The following is a 23,366-nucleotide window of genomic DNA, read 5'->3' as shown; positions in this document are numbered from 1 at the left end:
AAGTCAGTCGGCACGCAGCTTTTTCAATCGACAAGAGCCACCCGCAGATCCATCACGTTAGTCTGCGTGGCACCTGTTTTCAGAAGCCCGTCTGTAGCCGCCAGAAAGGGATATGCATTATGGTCCCGTAAATACAGCGCAGGGTCCAGTTTCAACTCATGAGCGCGTTTCAGGCTGAACTCATCCAGAATTCCACCGGCTGCATCAGTAGGGCCATCTTCTCCATCAGTGCCTCCCGAGAGAATGCAGAACCCGGAAATCGCTTCATCCCAGAGACGCTGCATGGCAGCCAGTACCAGTTCCTGATTGCGGCCCCCCTTTCCCGGATGGGGCGATGATGATAAATCGACAACCGGTTCCCCGCCGCTGAGAATACACGCAGGCCGATGTACCGGTCCTGTCCCCGCCTGCAACTGCATACAGAGTTCGGCCAGTTCCACGCCGCTATCAGCGGCAGTCCCTTCGTTTGCCGAACCAAGGGAATACACTTCATACCCCAGCGCCAGAGCCTGTTCTGATGCCGCCTCCACCGCGGTTGCATTACTGCCAATAATATGATTAAACACCGTCGCACATCTGACCGGCTTTTGAGAGTGTGCGGGCGTCTGCTCTGACTTTAAGACACTCCAGACACTTTCGGGAATCTGAGCGGGGTCGGATACAAACCGCTGCAGAACCTGTAATGCATCCTGTGTCGTTGATTCATCGGCTACAGTCGGACCGGAAGCAATCAGATCGAGCGGGTCACCGACAATATCTGAAATAATCAAGGCAAACAGTTGTCGGTAGCCAGCCGCTTGAGCCAGCCGTCCCCCTTTCACAGCGGAGATCTGTTTGCGGACACAGTTCAATTCCTGAATGGTTGCTCCCGATGACATCAGCAACCGTGTTACCAGTTGTTTGTCTTCCAGAGTCACTGGCGGCAGTGGGGCCGGCAGCAATGCACTCCCCCCTCCCGAGATCAGCACAATACAGATATCATCCGGTTGGAGATTCGACATTTTCTGCAGGATCTGGCGGGCACCATATACGCCTTCCACTGTTGGTTCATTCAGGCTTGCAGGTCGCGCCGGATAGAGATGAATCTTTGAAAGCGGACGGACACAGTCCGCGGGCACATTCACCCAGCCGGTTGTTCTGTCAGCCAGCGCTGAACCTCGCAGTGCGGCTTCCACACCCGCGGCCATCCCGCTGCCCGCTTTGCCAGCACCTGTTACCAACAGTCGTTCATGGCCCTGCAGAGGTATTGTGTGTCCGCAGATCGTCAGATCCTGATCTGTCACCTGAATCGACCGGGAGACCAGCGTTTCTGAGTCGACCGCTCTGACTCCGGCTTTCCAGATCTGTAAAGCACGCTGAGCAGTTGAAGATGTCTGCGACATCAATACCTCGCATAAAAGAGAAAAGCAGACCGGTTGATTTCCCGATTACTTTTCGTATCTCCGTGCTTTGACACGGCAGGTAAATTACAGGGAGGCTCTGGTCGAGACTGGTAATCGCTGGAGCAAATTAATACGTTCAGGGATCTACCTGATCCGAGCTCGAGTCTTCCACAGTTGTATTTAACGAACGTGCCAGTTCTTTTGCAAGCACACGTCCCTGGACTTCTGCTGGAGGGACCCCCTCCTCAGTCAGTTTTTTCCGGGCCAGTTCATCTTCCTGATCATACCAGAGAGGATCGACTTTTGCCTGGGTGATATCAGAAACTTTCCAGACTCCCGTCTGGCTTTTGACAAGATGAATGTCCGGCTTGATCGCATAACCGTTTTTCTGAATCTGAACACGAACCTGGGCTGTAGAAGAGGTCATTTTGACATCAAGAACGCGGCATTCAAGAGGCAGTGGATCATCGTGCGACTTCTGGTTCAACTTCTTCGCCAGATCGGCTTTTTCAGGTGTAAGCAGAGCGCGAATCTGTGACTCATTCCCTGTTTCCAGAGCGTCCACAAACTCAAGCGCAATCTGCTTCACCCGATAATGCTCATAGAATCGTTGTGCACCAATTACGACCAGGTAAAGACCTGCTGTAACTAGAACACCGATGAGAAACTTCTGCGAGAGAGGTCTGTTGGCCATCAGGCGCCCGGGCGGAGATGGCTGTATGCTGATAAGATCGCGTAGAGATCCGAGGGAATCTTTACTTCGTCTTCTGAAAAATCAGAGACCCAGGTACGACGATAATAAACTGCTTCTGCCAGGGCATCTGCAATTTCCCCAAATCGAACATTGACCAGGCTCTCACTCTGTTCGAGAGTCTCTTCTTCACCTGTAAAAATTCGAAGCCGATGTTGCATGGAAAGGATCCTTCCTATATCGAACTCAATGATTCCTGGACCGGCTGAATCCGCAGTCAGGCAGAGGCAATTCTCTGCAAACCAGTATCATTTTGATTGAGCTGAACAAAACAGAAGACCGGAATTCACTCCAGCCCCACGTTAATTATCGGCTTAATCAATTTAGCTTCTTGACAGAAAAGTTCAGTTTTTTTCGATTTTATCGGCTGTAAGGTCACCTCATTTTCACTAATTTGAAATCGACAATGTAAGAAATACCAGTCGATCGGCGTAATCCGCGCATTGAGTCTTCGAAGTGAATTATCAAACAGCAATCTTTGCCGGCTGCAGCAGCCCCTGATTGCACGTCTCATCAGGAAAATGACGACTGCAGCCCGAGTAAGGCTGGCAGTTCATACATGGAGCGAAAGGTTTTTGCGCCGAATGATTCCAGTTCAACCGGTGAACTGTGGTCGGCATAACCGAGTACCGGGATGCCTGCAGCGACTGCCGCCTGCACTCCGAGCTTGCTGTCTTCAATGACCACACACTCATTCGGATGGACTCCCATCTGGTCAGCCGCATACAGATACAGATCGGGTTCCGGTTTCCAGACTCCCACCGTATAGGCAGAGTAAATGCGGCCATCAAAATAGCGGGACAGATCGGTGATTTTCAAGGTGAGTGCCATCTTCTCTTCGGGGCCGTTCGAGGCAACACACTTGGTGACGGGAATCGCTTCCAGTGCTTCGCGGACCCCCTGAATGGCCTGAAGTTCTTTTTCAAATACTTTCGCCATCTGTGCACGGACCTGAGTGGCAAAATCTGCCGGTAGCTTCGCATCCATCTGATCTTCGACGACCGCCAGACAATCGGCCAGCTTGCCTCCCTTGAACTGCTGGACCGCCTGCTCAGGAGAAAGGGGAAATCCGATGTCTGTTATCATTTCGGCCAGGACACGATTCCCCAGGGTTTCACTGTCGACCAGCACACCATCACAATCAAAGATCACCGCTTTGTATTTCATGTCGCCTGCTGACTCACTTCTTAATTCACTATGACTCCGGAAGTTCGATGTAAATCCCGTCCTCTTCCACCAGGACGGGATAGGTCGGGTGGCACAGGCGTTCATTCAGACAGTGCTTGCCTGTCGTCACATCAAACTGCCAGCCATGCCAGGGACACGTCACGACATTTCCCGTCAGCGCCCCTTCACCCAGTGGCCCCCCTGCATGTGGACAGACACCGTCCATGGCATAATACGCACCATCCACATGAAACAGGGCAATAATACGATCTTCCGCGACAAACTCACCCGCCTGTCCTTCAGGCACGGTCGTCAGGTCGGCGATTCGTATTTTCTTACCCATGCGTTTCTCCAGGTCGGCTGTCTGATTCAGAATGCGCTGTGAATGGTCTTATGCTGAACAGGGAGTTGCCGATTCAGTGGAATGACCTCTGACTGCGTTTGTAGTGGAGATCAGTGTCTGAATCAATTCAAGCCGCCTTTTTTTCCTGAATCGTTTCAGTCTGGCGCTTCTTTTTCGCTCGCACCCGTGGCTCACTCTTCCAGCGGCGATGTACCCAGAAATACTGTTCGGGTGATTTCCGTACGGCATTTTCTAAAGCTGTCGTAAACTGTTGGGTGATTTCTCCCACCGGATCTTTAGAGGTACACTGAGTTGAGTCGATCAGCTGCTCGCAGCCCATTTCGAACTTGACCCACTGATTGTTTTCAAAATCATCTGGTAGCCGGCGGGCATAGCCGACACAGATATAGGCCCGGTATTCCAAAGCCAGCAGAGCAATTGATTTGAAAGTAGAAGCAGGCTTACCAAAAAAGTCAACAAACAAACCGCGTTTGCCTGCATCCTGATCGCCGAGCAGTGCCAGATGTCCACGACGTTCAATGGTGGCAATCATATCATCATAGCCCCCTTTTTTCGCCATCGCGCGGTGACCGGTATGCTGACGGAATCTTTCAAACCATTCGTTCAGGAATGGATTATCCAGCTCCCGGGCCACCACTCCCATCGGAAAACCAAACAGCCCGAAGACGGAAACCGCGATCTCCCAGTTTCCATAATGACCGCTCAACAGGATCACCGGCCTCCCTGAACAGAGTGCCGTAATCAGCTCCGGCGGATAATCAAAATCCAGTACATCAAAGATATTGCCTCGATGCAGTTTGCGGGGGAGTTGTATGATTTCCACAACCATACGAAACAGATGCGTCCACATCTGATAGATCGTCTCGTCGATTTCCTCATCAGAGCATTCTTCACCAAAGGCAGTCCGCAGATTGGCTGCAGCCACGTGATAACGAGTCAGCTTGCGGGGCAGACAACGGTGAATCACAAACGCCATCCCTTTTGCCAGTTTCACCGATTCTCTCAGCGGTAAAGATCTGACGATACAAACCAGTGTCTGGAAAATCAGATATTCCAGTCGGTATCTTACCATGCGCCAATTGATCATGCGATCGTTCCCCCAGACTTCCCTGCTGTGATTACCCGCTTCTTCCTGAAGATCAGACGGGATCGATTTCAACTGAAACCCAGAAGCAGCCTCACGTTAACTCTTCAGATCTACAATCAGAGAGAGGCCGTTCTATTCCTGGAATCAGTCTCAAAGTCGTAAAAGTGTCTACAGAATCGGGTTTTACGTCAAGCCCCATCTTGAACCTTGTTCACCTGGCATCAAATTCAATCGTTTTTTGCTAAAACAGAATCGGACTAATTATTTTTTGCTCGGAATTGAACGGCTGACAGAGTATATTCATATAGAGTGATAGATATCTTCAAATCAGTTCCCTTTTTGTTCTTCCTGTAATTTCTATGGTTTATCGACCTTCATCTACGTTGCATCTGCTGCTGATTGCAGTAGCCGTCTGCGCTGCGAATCTGATGTCGCTCGATTCCGCCCAGGCGACCTGTGGAGATTATCTGTCCCATGCAGGTCAAAATGACACTTCGGTGACTGATCTGCTCACAGAGCCCACACAGATGCCACCCGCGATGCCCTGCTCGGGTCCCGGCTGTCAAAAACATCGCCCTAATCCTGTTCCCGAAGCACCGGTACTGGTGATTACCGTTCTCAAACCAGCCTGCCCTGTCGGCTTCGAAACGCTGAAGTCGGAACAACGGCAAACCAGACTCGTATCCTGCTCCACATTACTTTGTTCATCAGCGAATCGAGCACGCATCGACCGTCCTCCCCAACTCTCTGGCCTCTGAAACATCGGATACAGGGACATCGTCTCTGTTGTTTCATGAAACTTGCCTGCGCGAACTGTTCCATTCAACGGTTTAGCCTGCGCTTTGATTAAGTGCGCTTTTACTGCAAGTTTTACCCATAGCCAATCAGTGCAGGACCTCTTGTCGATATGTCAACCACCGATTCTTCCACGGCGGAAGCGAAACCCCGTCGTATCGTCCGCAAAGCCATCGGACCGAAATTACGTAAAGTTCTCTATCTGCTCTTTTTTATGGTGGCATTGCTGGGCGCCAATTCGATCTACCTGGTCAGCATTACCGTCTATGACTGGCTGAGTGGAGAGACTCTGGAAAACTGGTTCTACCAGTACATGTTTCTCGCGCATCTGATCCTGGGGCTGGTGTTACTGGCTCCCTTTATCCTGTTTGGCATCGTACACATTTATAACACGAAGAACCGTCTCAACCGCCGCGCTGTCCGCGTGGGATATGGCCTCTTCTTTATTTCCTGCCTGGTACTGGTTTCCGGAATCTTATTGTTACGCATTGGTTCCTTCGACTTGAAAAACCCCACCGCGAGATCGGTCACCTACTGGTGTCACGTGATTGCGCCGGTGTTTGCCCTCTGGATGTACTGGCTGCATCGCCTGGTCGGCCCCAAGATCAGGTGGAAGGGGGGACTCGCTTACCTGGGTGTCATCACTGCCATGGTGGTTGGCATGCTGATGTTCCATTCTTCCGATCCCCGCAAATGGAATGTGATTGGCCCCAAGTCAGGTGAGAAATATTTCTTTCCCTCACTCTCCCGGACTTCGACAGGTGACTTCATTCCCGCAGAAGCGATGATGATGGATGACTATTGTCAGAAATGTCATCCCGATACACACGCCGACTGGAAAAACAGCGTGCATCATTTCAGCTCGTTTAATAATCCAGCCTATCTCGCTTCGGTCAGAGAAACCCGCAAAGTTTCCTTCGAACGTGATGGCAATCTGCAGGCATCCCGCTTCTGTGCCGGCTGCCACGATCCGGTCCCCTTCTTCAGCGGTGCCTTTGATGATCCCAATTTTGATGATATCAACCACATCACCTCGCAGGCGGGAATTACCTGCACGACCTGCCATGCCATAACGAACGTCAACAGTGTGCGTGGCAACGGCGACTATACCATTGAAGAACCCATCCATTATCCATTTGCTTACAGTGATAATAATTTTCTGCAATGGGTGAATAATCAACTGGTGAAAGCCAAACCGGCGTTTCACAAGAAAACGTTCCTGAAAGATCTTCACAAATCTACGGAATTCTGTGGTACGTGCCACAAAGTGCATCTGCCGGAAGAGCTGAACCAATACAAGTTCCTCCGCGGGCAGAATCATTACGATTCCTTTCTGTTGAGCGGTGTGTCCGGTCACGGGGCCCGCAGTTTTTACTATCCTCCCAAAGCCCAGGAGAACTGCAACAAGTGTCACATGCCAGCCAAACCATCCAACGACTTTGGCGCACGAAACTTCTATGACTCGAAAGAACTCAGTGTTCACAATCATCTGTTCCCGGCTGCGAATACCGGCATCGCCGCATTACGCAATGACCCGGAAACAGTCGCCATTCATCAGGCCTTCCTGAAAGACAATCTTCGCGTTGATTTTTTTGGCATTCGAGAAGAAGGCAAGATCGAAGGTAAACTGATCGCTCCTCTGCGACCGGAAGTCCCTACCCTGAAACCCGGTAACAAGTATCTGCTGGAAACGGTTTTGCGTACCTTGAAAGTCGGACATCACTTTACCCAGGGCACCGCCGACTCCAATGAGATCTGGCTGGACGTGACGGTCAAAAGTGGCGATCGAATCATCGGACGCAGCGGCTCCCGAGAAGAAGACGGGACCGTAGATCCCTGGTCGCATTACGTGAACGCTTTTGTGATTGACCGCGACGGTAATCGAATCTCCCGTCGAAATCCAGAAGATATTTTCGTACCATTGTACAATAACCAGATGCCGCCGGGCGCCGGCCAGACCATTCACTATGAACTGATTCTGCCCGATGACCTGACCGCGCCGGTGACGGTCGAAGCAAAACTGCAGTATCGTAAATTTGATACGCATTACATGCAGTTTGTGGCTTCATCGCTGGAAGCCAAAGGCCAGACACTCTCCTGGAAGGAAAAAGGGGTTCCTTATGTGAATACTCTACCCATCACAACCATCGCTTCGGATACCATTACGTTTCCGATCGAGGGGGTGACTGCGAAAGTGAAAAACAAGGAAGTCGAAATCCCGGTCTGGCAGCGCTGGAACGATTACGGTATAGGCCTGTTCCTGAAAGGCAAAGCAGAACTGCGCCAGGCAGCGGAAGCATTTGAGCAGGTTGATCGACTCGACCGTTACGATGGTTCATTGAATCTGGCGCGGGTGTATTTCACGGAAGGACGCCTGGAAGATGCCGTTGATGCACTGAAGCGAACCGCTTCCTTCAGCAATCCCCCCGCGCCGCCTTGGACTCTCGCCTGGCTGAGTGGCAAGGTGAATCAGCAGCAGGGACACCTGGAAGAAGCAGAGAAAAACTTCCGCAGTGTGCTGGAAGACCAGACGGAAGAACGCACCCGCCGCGGATTTGACTTCAGTAAAGACTACGTGGTCATCAATGATCTCGGTCAAAACCTGTTTGATCAGGCCAAGCGGTTCCGCACGGAAGAAAACCGGGAACAGCGCGATCAACTGCTCAATCAGGCCGTCGATCAGTTTCAGAAAACACTGACCCTGGACCCGGAAAATGTCACCGCGCATTACGGCCTGTCTCTGGTTTATGATCAGTTGAAGCAACCGGAACTGTCTGAGAAGCATCGGAAGCTGCATCAGAAATATAAAGTCGATGATACCGCACGGGGAGTCGCGGAACGAAAAGCACGCGAAAAGTATCCTGCAGCCAACCACGCAGCAGAGCAACCCGTGATTTACTCATTAAACCGTACGGTCAAACCCTGACGTATCGGCTCTCCACGCTGCCACACAGAGTGGAGAGCCGAATTTAGATAAACGAAAGTGATACTCATGTCAGATTTGAACCCTGATGACCTGAGCCCCGAACTGGAAATTGAAACCGAGCAGAATGATGAATCCATCGGTCGCGCATTCTGGTATTCCTTCTCGGTGATCCTGCTCCTTGCTATTTGTGGCGGGAGCATTTATGCCTGGAAGCAGATGCAACAGCCAGAGGAAATCGTCAAGGAAACTCCCCTTGCGCTCCCTGCTCAACGAAAAACGGAAGAAATCACGCTTCCTCAGATCCCATTTACAGATATTACAGAAGCTGCCGGCATCCGCTTTGTTCATAATAACGGTGCCTCCGGTGAAAAGCTGTTACCGGAAACCATGGGGGGAGGAGCCGCTTTTTTTGATTACGATAATGATGGTGACCAGGATTTACTGCTGGTGGGATCTCAGAACTGGCCCTGGAGTAAGGCAGGGGAGCAACAAAAATCGGTCCCCTCGCTGGCATTGTACCAGAATGATGGATCGGGAAAATTTCAGGATGTCACCGAAAGCATGGGGCTGAATTTGTCACTATATGGCATGGGAGTCGCTTGTGGAGACTATAACAATGACGGTCTGGTTGACTTATATATCTCGTCACTGGGCAGCAACCGCCTGCTGAAAAATGAAGGGACGCGATTCAAAGACGTGACCGCACAGGCCGGAGTGGGAGGCCCCGACCATCTCTGGAGTACCAGTTGTGGCTGGTTCGATTATGACCGGGATGGCGACCTGGATTTGCTCGTCTGCAATTATGTGGACTGGACCCCCGCTTACGACCGCGCGCAGAATTTTACTCTCAAAGGAGGTATTCGTGCTTATGGTCGTCCCCAGAACTTTAACGGCGTGAATCCCCTGCTCTATCAGAATCAGGGGAACGGAACCTTCAAGGATATGACCGAACAGGCAGGACTCAGAGTCTTCTCGCCGGGCACCGGTGTGCCTCTGGCAAAATCGCTGGGTTTGAACTTTTACGATTTCGATGAAGATGGATATCTCGATATCTTCATCACAAATGATACCGTGCAGAATCTGCTGTTCCGAAATCAGCAGGATGGAACCTTCAGCGAAACGGCGGCACTCGCGGGTGTGGCCTTTGACATGGATGGAAATGCACGCGGCGCCATGGGCATCGACATCGCCAATTTTCGAAACGATGACACGCTGGGAATTGCCATCGGGAACTTCGCCAATGAGATGACAGCCCTGTATACTTCCCCAGGAAAAGAGATGCAGTTCATTGATGAAGCGATTTCGAACGGACTGGGACCACAGACACGACAGGCGCTGACCTTTGGCGTCTTCTTTTTTGATGCGGACCTCGATGGGCGCCTGGATCTGTTTTCTGCAAACGGCCACCTGGAAGAAGACATCAATATCGTTCAGGAGCGACAGCATTACAAACAGCCGCCTCAACTCTTCTGGAACTGTGGTCCTCAGTATGCAACCGAGTTTGTTCTCCTGGATGAATCGCTGGTGGGCAAGGATTTCGTCGAACCACTGGTCGGACGTGGCGCGACATTTGGGGATATTGACGCCGATGGTGACCTGGACCTGGTCATCATGACGACGGGCAACAAACCCCGCCTGCTGAGAAATGACCAGCAGACGGGGCACCACTGGGTCCGCTTTCATCTGTTCAGTGAAGGAACAGCGACCAAGGATAGCCCTGCTGCTTCACACCGTAATGCTTTGGGAGCACAGATTGAGATCAAAACTGCTGCCGGCATCCAAAAACGGATGGTGATGCCTACCAGAAGTTATCTGTCGCAAACCGAATTACCAGTGACCTTTGGACTGGGAAAAGATGAGGAAATCGAGTCGGTTTCCATTAAATGGCCCTCTGGGAAAGTGACTTCTCTGAAAAATCTGAAACCCGATCAGGTGTATCGAATTTCAGAGCAATCCGGGCATGTAGAAAAATAGCATCATCCCGGCGATGCAGTTAGTTCGATATTTCCCTGACTTGGCAGAATCTGGACAGTAAATCCTTGACACAATCGCATCAACTTTGTTTGATATATACGGTGTCAAGCTATGTTTAGATTGCTGGATTTTAAAATTGTCCTTGAATTCCAGCGAGTGAATCTGGCATAATGCACCCAGGTGGTTTGAATACGATGCCTTCCCCCACTGGATTAATGTGATATTTTTAGAAACATTGCCAGAATCACCTGACAAATAACTCGGGCCATATGAAGAAAAGATCCGAGCCATCCGCCAGTAAGAACTGGCTATATTCCAACCTGATAAGATTTAGTGCTCAAACCTGACTACAAGTGTTAAGCCTCTGGCCCTTGAGAGCCACCAACCAGACACAAATTATCCCCACAAACGAAAATGGAGATTTCACTATGAGCTTGAGACAATCACGTCGCGATTTTTTGCATGTTGGTTTTGCAGGTGGAATCGGTCTGACTCTGCCTGACTTTCTCCGTATGAAAAGTGCCCAGGCAGAAATCAAAAAATACGAATCAAAAGAGGGTACTGCCAAATCGGTTATCTTCATCTACCTCCCCGGTGGTGCTGCCCATCAGGAAACCTGGGACCCCAAACCTTATGCTCCTGTCGAGTATCGTGGCCCCATGGGATCAATCGATACCAATGTTGCCGGTGTTCGCTTCAATGAGAAGCTGGCGAAAACCGCTAAGATCATGGATAAGCTGACTGTCTGCCGTTCCATGTCTCACGGCGAAGCAGCACACGAGCGGGGAACACATAATATGTTCACCGGATATCGTCCCAGCCCCGCCCTGCAGTTCCCCAGTATGGGAAGTGTTGTGACTCATGAATTTGGTCCTAAAAACAGCATGCCACAATATGTCTGTATTCCCAATCAACCAAATGAGTTCGCAGGGACCGGCTATTTGAGTTCCTCTTTCGCTCCTTTCAGCGTAGGTGCAGACCCTGCTTCCAACGGCTTCAAAGTTCGGGACCTGAACCTGCCTGGTGGTGTGGACAACAACCGGTTTACCCGCCGTCGTTCTCTGCTGAGTGCTGTCAACGAGCACTTTGTCTCGAAAGAAAAAGCTGACTCACTCGACGCCGTCGATACTTTCTACAAGCAGGCCTATGACATGGTCTCTTCCAAAGCATCACAGGAAGCCTTTGACCTGGATAAAGAAGACGCCAAAGTCAGAGACGCCTACGGACGCAATCAGGCGGGTGCCCGCATGCTGCTGTCTCGTCGTCTGGTAGAAGCCGGAGCACGTTTCGTCACCATGACTTACGGTGGCTGGGACATGCACGACCGGATTCAGACCGGTATCGAACGCAACGTGCCTTCGTTCGATCAGGCATTTTCAACATTGATTACAGATCTCTACGATCGCGGATTACTCGACAGCACCCTGGTCTGTGTCTGTAGTGAATTCGGACGTACTCCCAAAATCAACGGAACTGCCGGACGTGACCACTGGCCTAAAGTCTTCAGTGTCGTCATGGCTGGTGGCGGAATTAAAGGTGGAAACGTCTACGGTTCATCAGATGCGATTGCCAGCGAACCCGAAGACAACCCACTGTCTGTAATGGACTGGGCAACCACCATTTACCACTGTATGGGGATTGTCGCTGATAAAGAACTGATGGCTCCCGGCGATCGTCCTATTGAGATTGTCGACGGCGGTAAAGTCGTCAAAGACCTGCTGGTTTAGAAGTCAGACAGGTAAATCGAATCTGAATTGTTAGCATGAGGACTCCCGTTCTCATGCTGACATTCATATTCAAACGGAAATAAAAACTGATTCTCGAACATCTACATTCCAAGGGGGGAACCGTGATGCTGCAGAAGTACAGGTCTGTTTGCACCGGAATTTTGACTATCGCTCTGGGCTTACTGCTCGCTGCTCCAGCATGGGCTGCTGATCCGGGGTTGAATTACGTTCGTCCACGGGGAGGTCAACGTGGAACAGAAGTCAGTCTTACCTTCATCGGAGCCCGACTTTCTGACGCAGTCGAAATTCTGTCCTATAAAAAAGGCTTTGAATTCAAAGACATCCAGGCGAATCCTAAAAACGCAAATGTCTGTACCGCTATCGTCAAGATTGCCCCTGACTGTGCTCTGGGCGAACATACATTTCAGGTTCGCACTAAAAGCGGTGTCTCCGACTACAAAACATTCTGGGTCGGACAATTCCCTGAAGTCGAAGAAAAAGAACCCAACAGTGAGTTCGAAACACCCCAGCCCATCGAACTGAATCACACTGTCACTGGTATTGTTCAGAACGAAGATGTGGACCATTATGTCGTCAATGCCAAAAAAGGTCAGCGAATCTCTGCGGAAATTGAAGGCATTCGCCTGGCGACTACTTTGTTTGACCCCTACATCGCCATTCTGGATGAAAAACGCTTTGAACTCAAAGCAGAAGACGACCTGCCTCTGCTGCGAAATGATGCGGCCATTTCTGTCGTTGCTCCTGAAGACGGGAAATACACAATTCTCGTTCGCGACAGTTCTTATGGTGGAAACGGTGCCGCTTTCTACCGACTGCATGTGGGAACTTACCCGCGCCCTACAGCCGTCTATCCGGCGGGTGGCCAGCTGGGAACAAAGCAACAGGTCACCTTCAAAGGCAATACGATCAATAACCTGGTTCAGGAATTCCAGCTCCCCGATAAACCGGATGCAGAATTCGAAGTGTTTGCCTCAGATGCGGGGGGAAGCGCACCTTCCGGAAATGTTTTTCGCCTGTTCCCCCATGGTAACTCTATGGAACAGGAACCCAATAACGATCTCAAATCGGCATCCGCTGCTGCGTTACCCAATGCCTTCAACGGAATCATTGAAAAAGAAGGCGATATCGACTTCTTCAAATTCCAGGCCAAAAAAGACCAGACTCTGGAAATCGAATGTTATGCACGTCGCATTCGTTCGCCACTGGATCCTGTCGTAAATTTGTACAATGCGAAATCGCAGCGGCTCGGCGGAAACGACGATTCCCGTGGACCGGACAGTTACTTCCGCTACAAATTCCCGGCTGACGGTGAATACGCTATTTCCATCACAGACCATCTCTCCCGTGGCGGTGAAGATTTTGTTTACCGGATCGAGATGCTGCCTGTATCACCCGAACTGGAACTGGGAATTCCCCGCAATGCCCGCTATTCACAGGAACGTCAGCGAATTGTTGTGGCTCGTGGTAATCGTTTTGCCGCTATCGTCAGTGCCAAGCGAAGCAACTTCTCTGGCGAAATTGCCCTCGATACTTCTAACTTCCCTAAAGGAATCAAGGTTGTTGCTGAGCCTATGGCGGCTAACCTGACAACAATGCCTGTTGTATTCGAAGCCGCCGCTGATGCCCCCATTGGAGGCGAATTGATTGAACTTAAAGGACAGCATGTTGACCCCAAAAAGAATATTTCAGGAGTTTTCACAAACCGGGCTGACCTGGTGCGTGTCCGCAATAATCAGCTGTTATGGCTGAAAGATGTAGCTCAGATCCCCGTAGTTGTTGTGGAAGAACTCCCCTTCAAATTGGATATTGTCGAACCGAAAGCACCACTGACTCGAAATGGCTCCATGCAGTTGAAAGTGGTGGCAACCCGCAAAGAAGGCTTTGATGAACCGATTACACTGCAATTCCCCTTCCGTCCACCAGGAGTAGGTGCTTCCAGTCGGGTTACCATTCCCAAGGGAAAGAATGAGGCCTTCTACCCGATCAATGCCAATAGCAAAGCCGAAATGAAAAAATGGAAGATCTTTGTCATCGGTTCTGCTAACGTCGGCGGCAATGCCTGGGTTTCTTCTCAACTGGCTCCCTTGGAAGTGGCAGATTCATTTGTGGATCTTGAACTGGCACGGACAGCAGTCGAACAGGGTCAGGAAACTGAGATCCTCTGCAAAGTCAATATGAAGAACCCGTTCGCTGGTGATGCCAAGATCAAGCTGGTCGGCTTGCCTCCGAAAGTGACAACTGAAGATATTACTTTCAATAAAGAGAGTAAAGAACTGGTCTTCAAAGTGAAAACCGATCCGGCTTCTCCTCAGGGACGGCACAAGAGTCTGTTCTGTCAGGTAGAAATTCCAATCAACGGGGAGACCGTTGTGCATACGACGGGTCGCACCGAATTGCGAATTGATAAACCAGCACCTCCCAAGAAAGAGGAGCCGGCCAAACCGACCACGGTTGCGAAAAAAGAAGAACCGAAAAAGGAAGCTCCCAAGCGGTTAACCAGACTGGAACAGCTCAGGCTCGAAGCACAGAAACGACTTGAATCCGGTACGAAATAAATCGGATTGTAAATTGCGCAGTTTCAAAAATACTTTCTCTGTTTAATATTACCTTCATCAACTGGATTTTGTTGACGAAAAAAGGTTTTCAATTATGTGGCGTCATCGACTATTAACAGGCAGTGTTCTCTCACTGGTCATTTTTGCCAGCGGACTCTCTCTCTCTGCAGCAGATGAAAAAGCACCGGCAAAACCCGAGCCAGCTAAACCGGCTCCTGCGAAGCCTGCTGAAACTAAGCCTGCTGAAACTAAGCCTGCTGAAACTAAGCCTGCTGAAACTAAGCCTGCAGAAGCGAAACCGGCTAAAACGAAACCGGCCGAAGCAAAACCGGTTGCAGCAACCACGCCTGCCCCGGCTAAACCAGCGGAAACCAAACCCGCAGAAACCAAACCCGCTCCGGCTAAGCCCGCGGAAACAAAACCAGCCACACCGGCTCCTGCCAAACCCGCTGCCCCCAAGCCGGCAGCTCCTGCTCCTGTTAAACCAGCTCCCAAAATGGTCAAGCTGAATGTGTATCCCACGGAAATTCAACTCACCACCAGTCGGGATCGTCAATCAGTAATTGCACAGGCGGTCTTCGATAACGGTCTGACACAGGATGTAACCAGTCAGATCCAGTTCAAAGCAGCGCAGCCTGGTATCGTTCGCTTCGACAAAAACATGGTTTATCCGGAAAATGATGGAGAAACCGATGTCATCGCCAGCTTCGGCGGTGCCGATGTAAAATTACATACCAAAGTGGTAAAAGGCAAAGTAGATCGGCCGATCAGCTTTAACCTGGACGTGATGCCTACGTTCATGCGTGCTGGCTGTAATACCGGTAGTTGTCACGGGGCGGCTCGTGGTAAAGACGGCTTCCGTCTCTCACTATTCGGGTTTGATCCGAAAGGTGACTACAATCGCCTGACACGTGAATTGAGTGGACGTCGCATCAACCTGAGCCTGCCCCACGAAAGTCTGCTGCTCGAAAAAGCGACTGGCGCTGTTCCCCATACGGGCGGAAAACTGTATGAAAAAGGTTCAGAGCATTACAATGCAACTCTCCGCTGGCTACAGGCAGGTGCCCCCTATGACGCCGGCGAAATCCCCACCGTCACAAAGGTGGAAATCTATCCTGAAGGTGGCGTAATGGATGGGAAAGATACCACTCAACAGGTATCAGTCCTGGCGCATTACTCGGATGGCACTACTCGAGATGTAACAACGCTGGCATTCTTCTCATCCAATAACGATAACTCGGCAACGATTACAAAAGACGGTCTCATCACCGCCAACAATCGTGGTGAAGCCTTCATCATGGCACGCTTCGATACCCACACCGTTGGTTCACATTTTGTGGTACTTCCCAAAGGCCTGGATTTCGAATGGCCCAGCGTACCAGAGTACAATTATGTCGACACACTGATTCACAACAAACTCAAAAAGTTACGTGTGGTACCATCCGAGGTCTGTTCCGATGCCGAATTCCTGCGTCGTGCCAGCCTGGATATCTGCGGCGTGATGCCTACGATTGAAGAGTTCAACACATTTGTTGCCGACAAAGATCCCAAAAAACGAGACAAGCTGGTTGATCAGCTGCTCAATCGCAAAGAATTTGTGGAAATGTGGGTGATGAAGTGGTCTGAGTTACTTCAGATCAGGACAGTCAACAACCGTATCAGTTACAAGTCGGCCTTGCTCTACTACAACTGGCTGCAGGAACGCATCGCGACAAACGTCCCCATCGACAAGATGGTTCAGGAACTGCTCGGGGCCACCGGCGGTACCTTTGCTAATGCCGCGACTAACTATTATGAAAACGAACGGGATACTCTCAAAGTCTCTGAAAACGTGGCCCAGGTCTTTATGGGAATGCGGATTCAATGTGCCCAATGCCATAACCATCCGTTTGACCGCTGGACAATGGATGATTATTACAGCTTTGCTGCCTTCTTTTCTCAGGTCGGCCGTAAAGGAAGCGAAGATCCTCGTGAATCGATTATCTATAATCGCGGCAGTGGAGAAGTCAAACACGCTGTTGATAACCGGGTCATGAAACCTAAGTTCCTGGGGGGTGCCGAACCAGATACCCGTGGTAAAGACCGTCGGGTCGTGCTGTCAAACTGGCTGGCCTCTGATGAGAATCCCTACTTTGCAACCAACCTCAGTAACATAGTCTGGGCTCACTTCTTCGGTAAGGGAATTATCAACGAAGTGGACGACGTCCGCGTCAGTAATCCCCCCGTGAACCCGGAACTGCTGGACGAACTGGCAAAACGATTTACTGATTACAACTATGACTTCAAAAAGCTGGTACGTGATATCTGCACTTCGCGGACTTATCAGCTGTCTACGCAAACCAATCCTTCCAACGAACGTGACCTGACAAACTTCTCGCATGCACAACCTCGTCGGCTGCGGGCGGAAATTCTGCTGGACTGTATCTCACAGGTTACCAGTGCCCCGAATAAATTCCGAGGGTTACCACTGGGTGCGCGTGCGGTTCAGATCGCCGACGGGAACACATCCAACTACTTCCTAACTACATTCGGACGTGCGAAACGCGACACGGTCTGCTCCTGCGAAGTTCGAATGGAACCCAGTCTGTCACAGGCGCTGCATCTGTTAAATGGTGATACCGTTAATCAGAAGATCGTACAGGGTAAATTTGTGGAATCACGACTGAAAGCCGGTAAGAAACCGCTGGAGGTCATTGATGAGATGTATATCACCTGCCTGAGCCGCAAACCGACGGATAAAGAATATTCCTCACTCGTTCAGGTGCTGGATGAAAACAAAAAAGATGAAACGAATACTCTGAACGACGTATTCTGGTCTCTGTTGAACTCTCGTGAATTCATCTTCAATCACTAAATTTCTATCGATTGAACTAACACCGGGGTCTGCTGCGGCGGTCTCCAGACACGATATGGTTACGATAATGAATAATTTAATTCCCACTGATTGGCAAAATCTTACCAGAAGCACTCTCATTGCTGTGGGCATGGTTTCGATCGCTCTGTTTTCAACTCCCGTTCTGGCGGAAGAGAAAAAAGAGGATGATAAGAAGAAACCGAAGATCACCTTTGATGAGCACATCAAACCGATCTTTCGCGCGAAATGTTTTGCCTGCCACAATACAGACAAAAAGGCCTCGGGCCTGGATTTGACCAACTACACAGGTCTGATGCAGGGAGGCGCTGCCGGGGAATCTGTTTCACCCGGTGATGCAGAAGGCAGCTATCTGTATATGCTGGTCACTCATGAATCAGAACCTTTCATGCCACCGAAAGCAGACAAATTGCCTGCGAATGAACTTGCACTCATCCAGGAATGGATCAGTGCCGGTGCACCTGAAAATGCCGGCAGTAAAGTCACCATCAAAAAGCCGAAATTCGATTTCGCTTTGAAGGGGGCTTCTTCCGGAAAACCAGCGGGACCGCCTCCGATGCCGCCTCGTTTGAGTCTGGAACCTATTGTACATACCAGTCTCTCGACCACCGTAACCGCACTTGCTACCAATCCGTGGTCTCCATTGGCTGCCGTTGCAGGTCAGAAACAAATTCTTCTCTACAATACAAAAACTCTGGAACTACTGGGGGTCTTGCCTTTCCCTGAAGGTGTTCCGCATGTACTGAAATTCAGCCGTAACGGCAGTCTTCTGCTGGCTGGTGGCGGTCATGCTGCTGCCAGTGGTCGCGTTGTTGTCTGGGATGTAAAAACCGGCAAACGACTGTTCGAAGTGGGTGATGAACTGGATTCGGTCCTGTGTGCTGATATCAGTTCCGATCAGCGTTTTATAGCGTTGGGTAGCCCCAGTAAAGTAATTCGAGTCTATTCAACCAGCAATGGTGAGCTCGCTTATGAAATCCGTAAGCATACCGACTGGATGACTGCTCTGTCTTTCAGTCCCGACTCCGTTCTGCTCTGTTCCGGCGATCGTAATGGCGGCGCCTTTGTCTGGGAAGCCGCTTCCGGGAATGAATACCTCACTCTCAAAGGTCACAAAGGGGGCATCACGGGTATTACCTGGCGCAGCGATTCCAATCTGGTTGCAACCAGTAGTGAAGACCAGTCGGTGAAGCTCTGGGAAGTTCAAAACGGTTCAAATATTAAATCCTGGAATGCCCATGGCGGCGGAACATCGAGTGTTGAATTTGCCCGCGATGGCCGTCTGGTATCCTGTGGCCGGGATCGTGTCACGAAGGTCTGGGATCAGGCAGGAAAACAGCTGATTGCAGCTCCCGCTTTTGGAGATATAGCCGTCAGTGTCACGATCTGTGATGAAACCAATCGTGTCATTGCCAGTGACTGGACCGGTAAGATCAAAGTCTGGAATGCTGCAGACGGAAAAGAAGTGGGTGAACTCTCAGCGAACCCAGTACCGCTGGCAGAGCGATTGACCGCTGCGACTGCCGGCGTGCAGACCAGCCAGGCCAACCATCAGAAACTGCTGGCTGCTGCCCAGGCAGATCAGGCAGCAGTTGCAAAAATCAACGCTGCTATCGCAGCCACACAAAAACAGCAGACCGATCTGCAAAACGGTTTGAATGGACTGAATGCAAATCTGGCAGCCGCCCAAAAAGCACTTGCTGCTGCTCAGACTGGGGCCGCAAATTCTATAAACCAGATTAAAGCGATTGACACTCCACTACCCGCGATTAAAGAGGCCCACGCTAAAGCAGATGCCGTCAGCAAGCAGGTCGCAGGAGATACAGAACTGGCAGAGGCCGCTGCAAAACTGAAAGCCGCCGTTGATAAACGTGAAGCTGCGAAAGCCGCAGCACAGAAAACCCTGGCAGCCCATCAAGCCGCTGTCAAAGACAATCAGCAGAAGATTGCTCAATACACGCCTCAGATCAAGCAGACAACGGATGCATTGAATGCCGCCAAAGCCAAAGTCGTAGAATTTCAGAAAACGCTGAAACCAGCAACTGATAAAGCAACTGCTTCACAAAATGCTGCCAAAGCTGCTGCAGCTGCACTGGCCGCTGCACAGAATGAAGTCAAACGCTGGCAGGCAGAAATTGAATTCTCTAAACAATTCAACAATGCCCAGGCCAGTACTGCCAAATAAATCGCGACCTGCTTTTACAAAGGCCCTTGGAGCACCAGCTTCAAGGGCCTTTTTTTGTGTGCAGAAATCGAACAGTCTTGCTTTGTTTTGTGTCACATTACGCAGTGAAGTCATTCGACCTCAACTTTATTAAAGATACGTCTTCCTGAACGTCTAGAGCGCATCACATTAAACTATAGTGTCTCCCGATCTATAATACTCGATCCGAATAGCCCTGGAGACGCTACAGTAAAACGGGATACAGTCTAAGTTCTCAAAAACGACTGCAAAACCGAATAAGGATCCATGCAGCATGTCCAATCTCATTCTCTTTCCTCATGAAGCGTTCTCTCGTAATGAAATCGACTCTGCATTCTCGGAGGAACATAGAGCGGCACTGAAAGCGGGATGGAAAACGGTTTTCTATGATCATGACGCACTTACACAGGGTGATACTGGAATTACGGTGCAGGGTCTACCTGTGACAACGCGTTCACAGAAACTCATCTTAAGGGGCTGGATGCTCCCGGGAGAGATCTATGCAAAACTGTACGAATCCGTACGATCAAAGGGATACCAACTGGTAACAACACCAGAAGCCTATGAAGAAGCGCGCTATCTTCCACTGGCGTATCCACTCATCAAAGAACAGACCTCCCGCACCACCTGGATTTCAGGTGATGATATTGAATCGGCGTGGCAACTCTATTCCAATTTCGCTGATTCCGACGTCATTATCAAAGACTGGGTAAAGTCTGCAAAAAATCGCTGGAATGATGGATGCTTTATTCCCGCTGGTACCGATGAAAAGAGGTTTAAAAGAATCTACAAGGTCTTCCGGGAAGAACGAGGGAATTTATTCAATCGCGGTATCGTGTTGCGAGAGTTCATGCCTCTCATATCACATGGAAATGATATGCGTGGCATGCCTCTTGTTGAAGAAACACGACTCTTTTTCTGGAATGGAAAACCCGTCGTCCTTCCTCTTCCTAACAGCGCTTTACCACCGGACGGAATTAAGAGATGGGAGGACATCGCTGGTCAGTTTAAATCTCCATTTATTACGATTGATGTTGCTGCGCTGACGGACGGTACATACAAAATTGTGGAAACCGGAGATGGTGGCGTCTCAGGACTGCCTGTAGATCTCGATCCCATGCTTTTTTATAGATCACTCTCAGAATGTGTGAATCAATGAGATGATCGCATGCTCCCTGTAAGAAGACATATTTGAATGGTACTCTCTTTTCTGTTGTGTTATTTTAAACATGACTATTACCTGAAAGACATCATTCAACTGATAGGGAACAAGATAAAATGGCCCAAAGCAATTCCCGGTTCGCAGTGATTGCGGCTTTAATTGGAAATGCCTTAATCACAGTTGCCAAAGGAGCAACCTTTCTGATTACCGGCTCCGGTGCCATGCTGTCCGAAACCATTCACTCGGTTGCCGACTTTCTGAATCAGGTGCTGTTACTGATTGGTCTGGTCCGCGCTGATCAGGCACCTGACAAACGATTTGAATACGGCTATGCAGGCGAGCGGTATGTCTGGGCACTCATTTCAGCCGTCGGTATCTTCTTTCTGGGCTGTGGTGTGACCATTTATCACGGAGTGCAGTCCCTGTTCCATCCACCAGACCTGGTGTTAGGGGAAATGAACTGGGCCATCGCAGCTCTACTGTTCGCCCTGGTGATTGATGGCATCGTATTTTATCTGGCACTTAAAGGGGAGTGGAAAAATGCCGCCCGCGAAGGTCGGCCGTTCCATCAATATCTGCGCAAAGAAGCAGACCCGGCTGCTGTAGCCGTCATTCTGGAAGACGGTGCCGCTTGCGTAGGAGTAATCATCGCTCTGATTTCAATTCTGTTGACTCAGATGACGGGGCAGCATTACTGGGATGCCATCGGTTCAATCGGCATTGGCATATTACTGGGGGGAATCGCTATCTGGCTGATCATTCGCAATCAGGAATTGCTGGTCGGGCCCAGTATTCCTCCCCGCACCCGAGAACAGGTTGAACGCATCCTGAAAAACAATCCTCTGGTTGAAGATGTCCTCGATCTCCGTTCACGCATCCTTTCTATTGATAATTACCGCATCAAAGCGGATCTCAGTTTCAACTCCCAAGAACTGTCTAAACGACTCAAGAAAAAAGCGCTGGCTGCTTATCCGGAAATCAAAAGCGAACAGGATTTCGAATTGTTTTGTCAGAACTATACAGAAGATGTTTTAACGATGCTGGCTGACGAAATTGATAAAATCGAGGCGGAAATCCAGCGTCAGGTTCCCGAGGCACAACATCTGGACCTGGAAGCGAATTAAGTGCTTGAACGAACCCAAAAACACGAATTCATTTGAATTCGCTGGTTTCAGCAGGCTGCTTAACTGTGATCATTCCGGGAGCCGCCTATAATAGGGGCTGGGTTCCCGACGTTTTTCGTATGTTACATCGAGTTATACTGATATGTCTCAGCGTGTTGTCCTGGCAATGAGTGGTGGTGTGGACAGTTCCGCAGCCGCTCATTTATTACTGGAACAGGGTTATGAAGTCATCGGACTGTTCATGCGGTCCGGCGCGACTGAAGAAACGGCCTGCGCGATTGAAGACAAGAACAGTTTACCTGTCCTTAATCTCAAAGCACACAAGCAGGGCTGCTGCTCGGCCAGTGATGCGGCAGATGCCCGCCGCGTGGCTGATATGCTGGATATCCCCTTTCATGCCTTGAATTTCAAGGACGCTTTCGGACGGATCAAAGATTACTTTGCCGATGAATATCTGGCGGGCCGAACGCCCAACCCCTGTGTGATGTGCAACAACTGGCTCAAGTTCGGCAAGCTCTGGGAATTTGCAGAACAAGTGGGAGCCTCATATATTTCAACCGGCCACTATGCTCAACTGACATCCTTGCCGGATGAAACCCAGCCTGCTCTGATCCGGGGTCTCGACCGTTCGAAAGATCAGTCCTACGTGCTGTTCGGTATCAATCGCGGACTGCTCGACAAAATCATCTTCCCCGTAGGTGGATTCGTCAAGCCGGAGATTCGGGAGATGGCCGGTGAAGCCGGTCTGCGGACGGCCAATAAACCAGACAGCCAGGAAATCTGTTTCATACCGGATAATGACTATTTTGGATTTCTGAACCGCTATCGGGGCCCTCAGGAAACAGCGGGTGAAATGGTTGATACCAGTGGTAATGTCGTGGGACAACATACCGGCTATGAGAATTATACGATCGGTCAGCGTAAGCGTCTGGGAGTTGCCTTCGGCACGCCCCGCTTCGTGATCAAAATCGAGCCGGAAACGAATCGCGTGGTCATAGGAACCAGGGACGAACTGGCACGTAATTCCCTGGAAGCCAACCGCTCTAACTGGCTGATTGATGACCCCGGCTCAGAAATTCGCTGTCAGGCCCAGATTCGGTATCAGCATAAAGAAGCCGATTGCCTGGTCGAAATACTCGACGAAGATCGCTTCCGTGTCACCTTTGACGATCCGGAATACGGGGTGGCCCCCGGTCAGGCAGTGGTACTCTATGATGAAGACCGCGTACTGGGTGGCGGCTGGATTATGTAAGCAG

Annotated in this window: 16 protein-coding genes; 10 read left to right on the top strand and 6 right to left on the bottom strand. The window is 50.3% G+C overall.

Annotated elements, in window-relative coordinates; all coding sequences use genetic code 11:
• Window positions 1-23: 23 nt before the first annotated feature.
• The 6 genes from GmarT_RS04890 to GmarT_RS04865 all read right to left on the bottom strand — a co-directional run bounded on the left by GmarT_RS04890 (window position 24) and on the right by GmarT_RS04865 (window position 4,751).
• A complete protein-coding gene (locus tag GmarT_RS04890) occupies window positions 24-1,382 on the bottom strand; it encodes a glycerate kinase type-2 family protein (protein ID WP_002646427.1) in 1,359 nt (452 codons plus the stop codon).
• Window positions 1,383-1,518: 136 nt separating this feature from the next.
• The gene (locus GmarT_RS04885; protein WP_002646428.1) at window positions 1,519-2,076 is read right to left on the bottom strand and encodes a hypothetical protein; all 558 of its coding nucleotides are present in this window, start codon (window positions 2,074-2,076) and stop codon (window positions 1,519-1,521) included.
• A complete protein-coding gene (locus GmarT_RS04880) occupies window positions 2,076-2,294 on the bottom strand; it encodes a hypothetical protein (protein ID WP_002646429.1) in 219 nt (72 codons plus the stop codon). The genes GmarT_RS04885 and GmarT_RS04880 overlap by 1 nt, the downstream gene beginning before the upstream one ends.
• Before the next feature lie 352 nt (window positions 2,295-2,646).
• Window positions 2,647-3,300 (bottom strand): HAD family hydrolase, encoded by a 654-nt coding sequence (locus GmarT_RS04875; RefSeq protein ID WP_002646430.1) that lies wholly within the window; start codon window positions 3,298-3,300, stop codon window positions 2,647-2,649.
• Window positions 3,301-3,328: 28 nt separating this feature from the next.
• Complete coding sequence (locus GmarT_RS04870) at window positions 3,329-3,643, bottom strand: Rieske (2Fe-2S) protein (protein ID WP_002646431.1); 315 nt, start codon at window positions 3,641-3,643, stop codon at window positions 3,329-3,331.
• A 127-nt stretch (window positions 3,644-3,770) separates the two neighbouring features.
• On the bottom strand, window positions 3,771-4,751 hold the full coding sequence (locus tag GmarT_RS04865) for a lysophospholipid acyltransferase family protein (protein ID WP_044237859.1): 981 nt from the start codon (window positions 4,749-4,751) through the stop codon (window positions 3,771-3,773).
• Window positions 4,752-5,110: 359 nt separating this feature from the next.
• Between GmarT_RS04865 and GmarT_RS04860 the strand changes: the two genes are divergently transcribed.
• The 10 genes from GmarT_RS04860 to mnmA all read left to right on the top strand — a co-directional run bounded on the left by GmarT_RS04860 (window position 5,111) and on the right by mnmA (window position 23,362).
• Window positions 5,111-5,509 carry a hypothetical protein gene (locus GmarT_RS04860; protein WP_002646433.1) on the top strand — a complete coding sequence of 133 codons (399 nt, stop codon included), beginning with the start codon at window positions 5,111-5,113 and terminating at the stop codon, window positions 5,507-5,509.
• 149 nt (window positions 5,510-5,658) lie between these two features.
• The gene (locus GmarT_RS04855) at window positions 5,659-8,472 is read left to right on the top strand and encodes a tetratricopeptide repeat protein (protein WP_002646434.1); all 2,814 of its coding nucleotides are present in this window, start codon (window positions 5,659-5,661) and stop codon (window positions 8,470-8,472) included.
• Window positions 8,473-8,538: 66 nt separating this feature from the next.
• Window positions 8,539-10,446, top strand: a complete 1,908-nt coding sequence (locus tag GmarT_RS04850; protein WP_002646435.1) for a CRTAC1 family protein — start codon at window positions 8,539-8,541, stop codon at window positions 10,444-10,446.
• Window positions 10,447-10,874: 428 nt separating this feature from the next.
• Entirely contained in the window at window positions 10,875-12,173 is a 1,299-nt protein-coding gene (locus GmarT_RS04845) for a DUF1501 domain-containing protein (RefSeq protein ID WP_002646436.1), read from the top strand.
• Window positions 12,174-12,298: 125 nt separating this feature from the next.
• Window positions 12,299-14,749, top strand: coding sequence for a PPC domain-containing protein (locus GmarT_RS04840; protein ID WP_002646438.1), 2,451 nt, complete (start codon window positions 12,299-12,301; stop codon window positions 14,747-14,749).
• A 94-nt stretch (window positions 14,750-14,843) separates the two neighbouring features.
• Entirely contained in the window at window positions 14,844-17,603 is a 2,760-nt protein-coding gene (locus tag GmarT_RS04830; protein ID WP_002646439.1) for a DUF1549 domain-containing protein, read from the top strand.
• A gap of 67 nt (window positions 17,604-17,670) precedes the next feature.
• Complete coding sequence (locus GmarT_RS04825) at window positions 17,671-19,806, top strand: c-type cytochrome domain-containing protein (RefSeq protein ID WP_187782341.1); 2,136 nt, start codon at window positions 17,671-17,673, stop codon at window positions 19,804-19,806.
• Between the two features lie 292 nt (window positions 19,807-20,098).
• Entirely contained in the window at window positions 20,099-20,983 is an 885-nt protein-coding gene (locus GmarT_RS04820) for an ATP-grasp domain-containing protein (RefSeq protein ID WP_002646441.1), read from the top strand.
• A gap of 119 nt (window positions 20,984-21,102) precedes the next feature.
• Window positions 21,103-22,110 carry a cation diffusion facilitator family transporter gene (locus tag GmarT_RS04815; protein ID WP_002646442.1) on the top strand — a complete coding sequence of 336 codons (1,008 nt, stop codon included), beginning with the start codon at window positions 21,103-21,105 and terminating at the stop codon, window positions 22,108-22,110.
• A 142-nt stretch (window positions 22,111-22,252) separates the two neighbouring features.
• A complete protein-coding gene (gene mnmA, locus GmarT_RS04810; RefSeq protein ID WP_002646443.1) occupies window positions 22,253-23,362 on the top strand; it encodes a tRNA 2-thiouridine(34) synthase MnmA in 1,110 nt (369 codons plus the stop codon).
• Window positions 23,363-23,366: the final 4 nt, after the last annotated feature.

The sequence above is a fragment of the Gimesia maris genome, assembly GCF_008298035.1.
Taxonomy (GTDB): Bacteria; Planctomycetota; Planctomycetia; order Planctomycetales; family Planctomycetaceae; genus Gimesia; species Gimesia maris.
This window is presented reverse-complemented; position numbering and strand designations above follow the sequence as displayed.

What these genes read in the sequence shown, in the direction of transcription:
- GmarT_RS04890 (WP_002646427.1), bottom strand. Translation starts at nt 1,382, where the DNA reads ATGTCGCAGACATCTTCAACTGCTCAGCGTGCTTTACAGATCTGGAAA.
- GmarT_RS04885 (WP_002646428.1), bottom strand. Translation starts at nt 2,076, where the DNA reads ATGGCCAACAGACCTCTCTCGCAGAAGTTTCTCATCGGTGTTCTAGTT.
- GmarT_RS04880 (WP_002646429.1), bottom strand. Translation starts at nt 2,294, where the DNA reads ATGCAACATCGGCTTCGAATTTTTACAGGTGAAGAAGAGACTCTCGAA.
- GmarT_RS04875 (WP_002646430.1), bottom strand. Translation starts at nt 3,300, where the DNA reads ATGAAATACAAAGCGGTGATCTTTGATTGTGATGGTGTGCTGGTCGAC.
- GmarT_RS04870 (WP_002646431.1), bottom strand. Translation starts at nt 3,643, where the DNA reads ATGGGTAAGAAAATACGAATCGCCGACCTGACGACCGTGCCTGAAGGA.
- GmarT_RS04865 (WP_044237859.1), bottom strand. Translation starts at nt 4,751, where the DNA reads ATGATCAATTGGCGCATGGTAAGATACCGACTGGAATATCTGATTTTC.
- GmarT_RS04860 (WP_002646433.1), top strand. Translation starts at nt 5,111, where the DNA reads ATGGTTTATCGACCTTCATCTACGTTGCATCTGCTGCTGATTGCAGTA.
- GmarT_RS04855 (WP_002646434.1), top strand. Translation starts at nt 5,659, where the DNA reads ATGTCAACCACCGATTCTTCCACGGCGGAAGCGAAACCCCGTCGTATC.
- GmarT_RS04850 (WP_002646435.1), top strand. Translation starts at nt 8,539, where the DNA reads ATGTCAGATTTGAACCCTGATGACCTGAGCCCCGAACTGGAAATTGAA.
- GmarT_RS04845 (WP_002646436.1), top strand. Translation starts at nt 10,875, where the DNA reads ATGAGCTTGAGACAATCACGTCGCGATTTTTTGCATGTTGGTTTTGCA.
- GmarT_RS04840 (WP_002646438.1), top strand. Translation starts at nt 12,299, where the DNA reads ATGCTGCAGAAGTACAGGTCTGTTTGCACCGGAATTTTGACTATCGCT.
- GmarT_RS04830 (WP_002646439.1), top strand. Translation starts at nt 14,844, where the DNA reads ATGTGGCGTCATCGACTATTAACAGGCAGTGTTCTCTCACTGGTCATT.
- GmarT_RS04825 (WP_187782341.1), top strand. Translation starts at nt 17,671, where the DNA reads ATGAATAATTTAATTCCCACTGATTGGCAAAATCTTACCAGAAGCACT.
- GmarT_RS04820 (WP_002646441.1), top strand. Translation starts at nt 20,099, where the DNA reads ATGTCCAATCTCATTCTCTTTCCTCATGAAGCGTTCTCTCGTAATGAA.
- GmarT_RS04815 (WP_002646442.1), top strand. Translation starts at nt 21,103, where the DNA reads ATGGCCCAAAGCAATTCCCGGTTCGCAGTGATTGCGGCTTTAATTGGA.
- mnmA (WP_002646443.1), top strand. Translation starts at nt 22,253, where the DNA reads ATGTCTCAGCGTGTTGTCCTGGCAATGAGTGGTGGTGTGGACAGTTCC.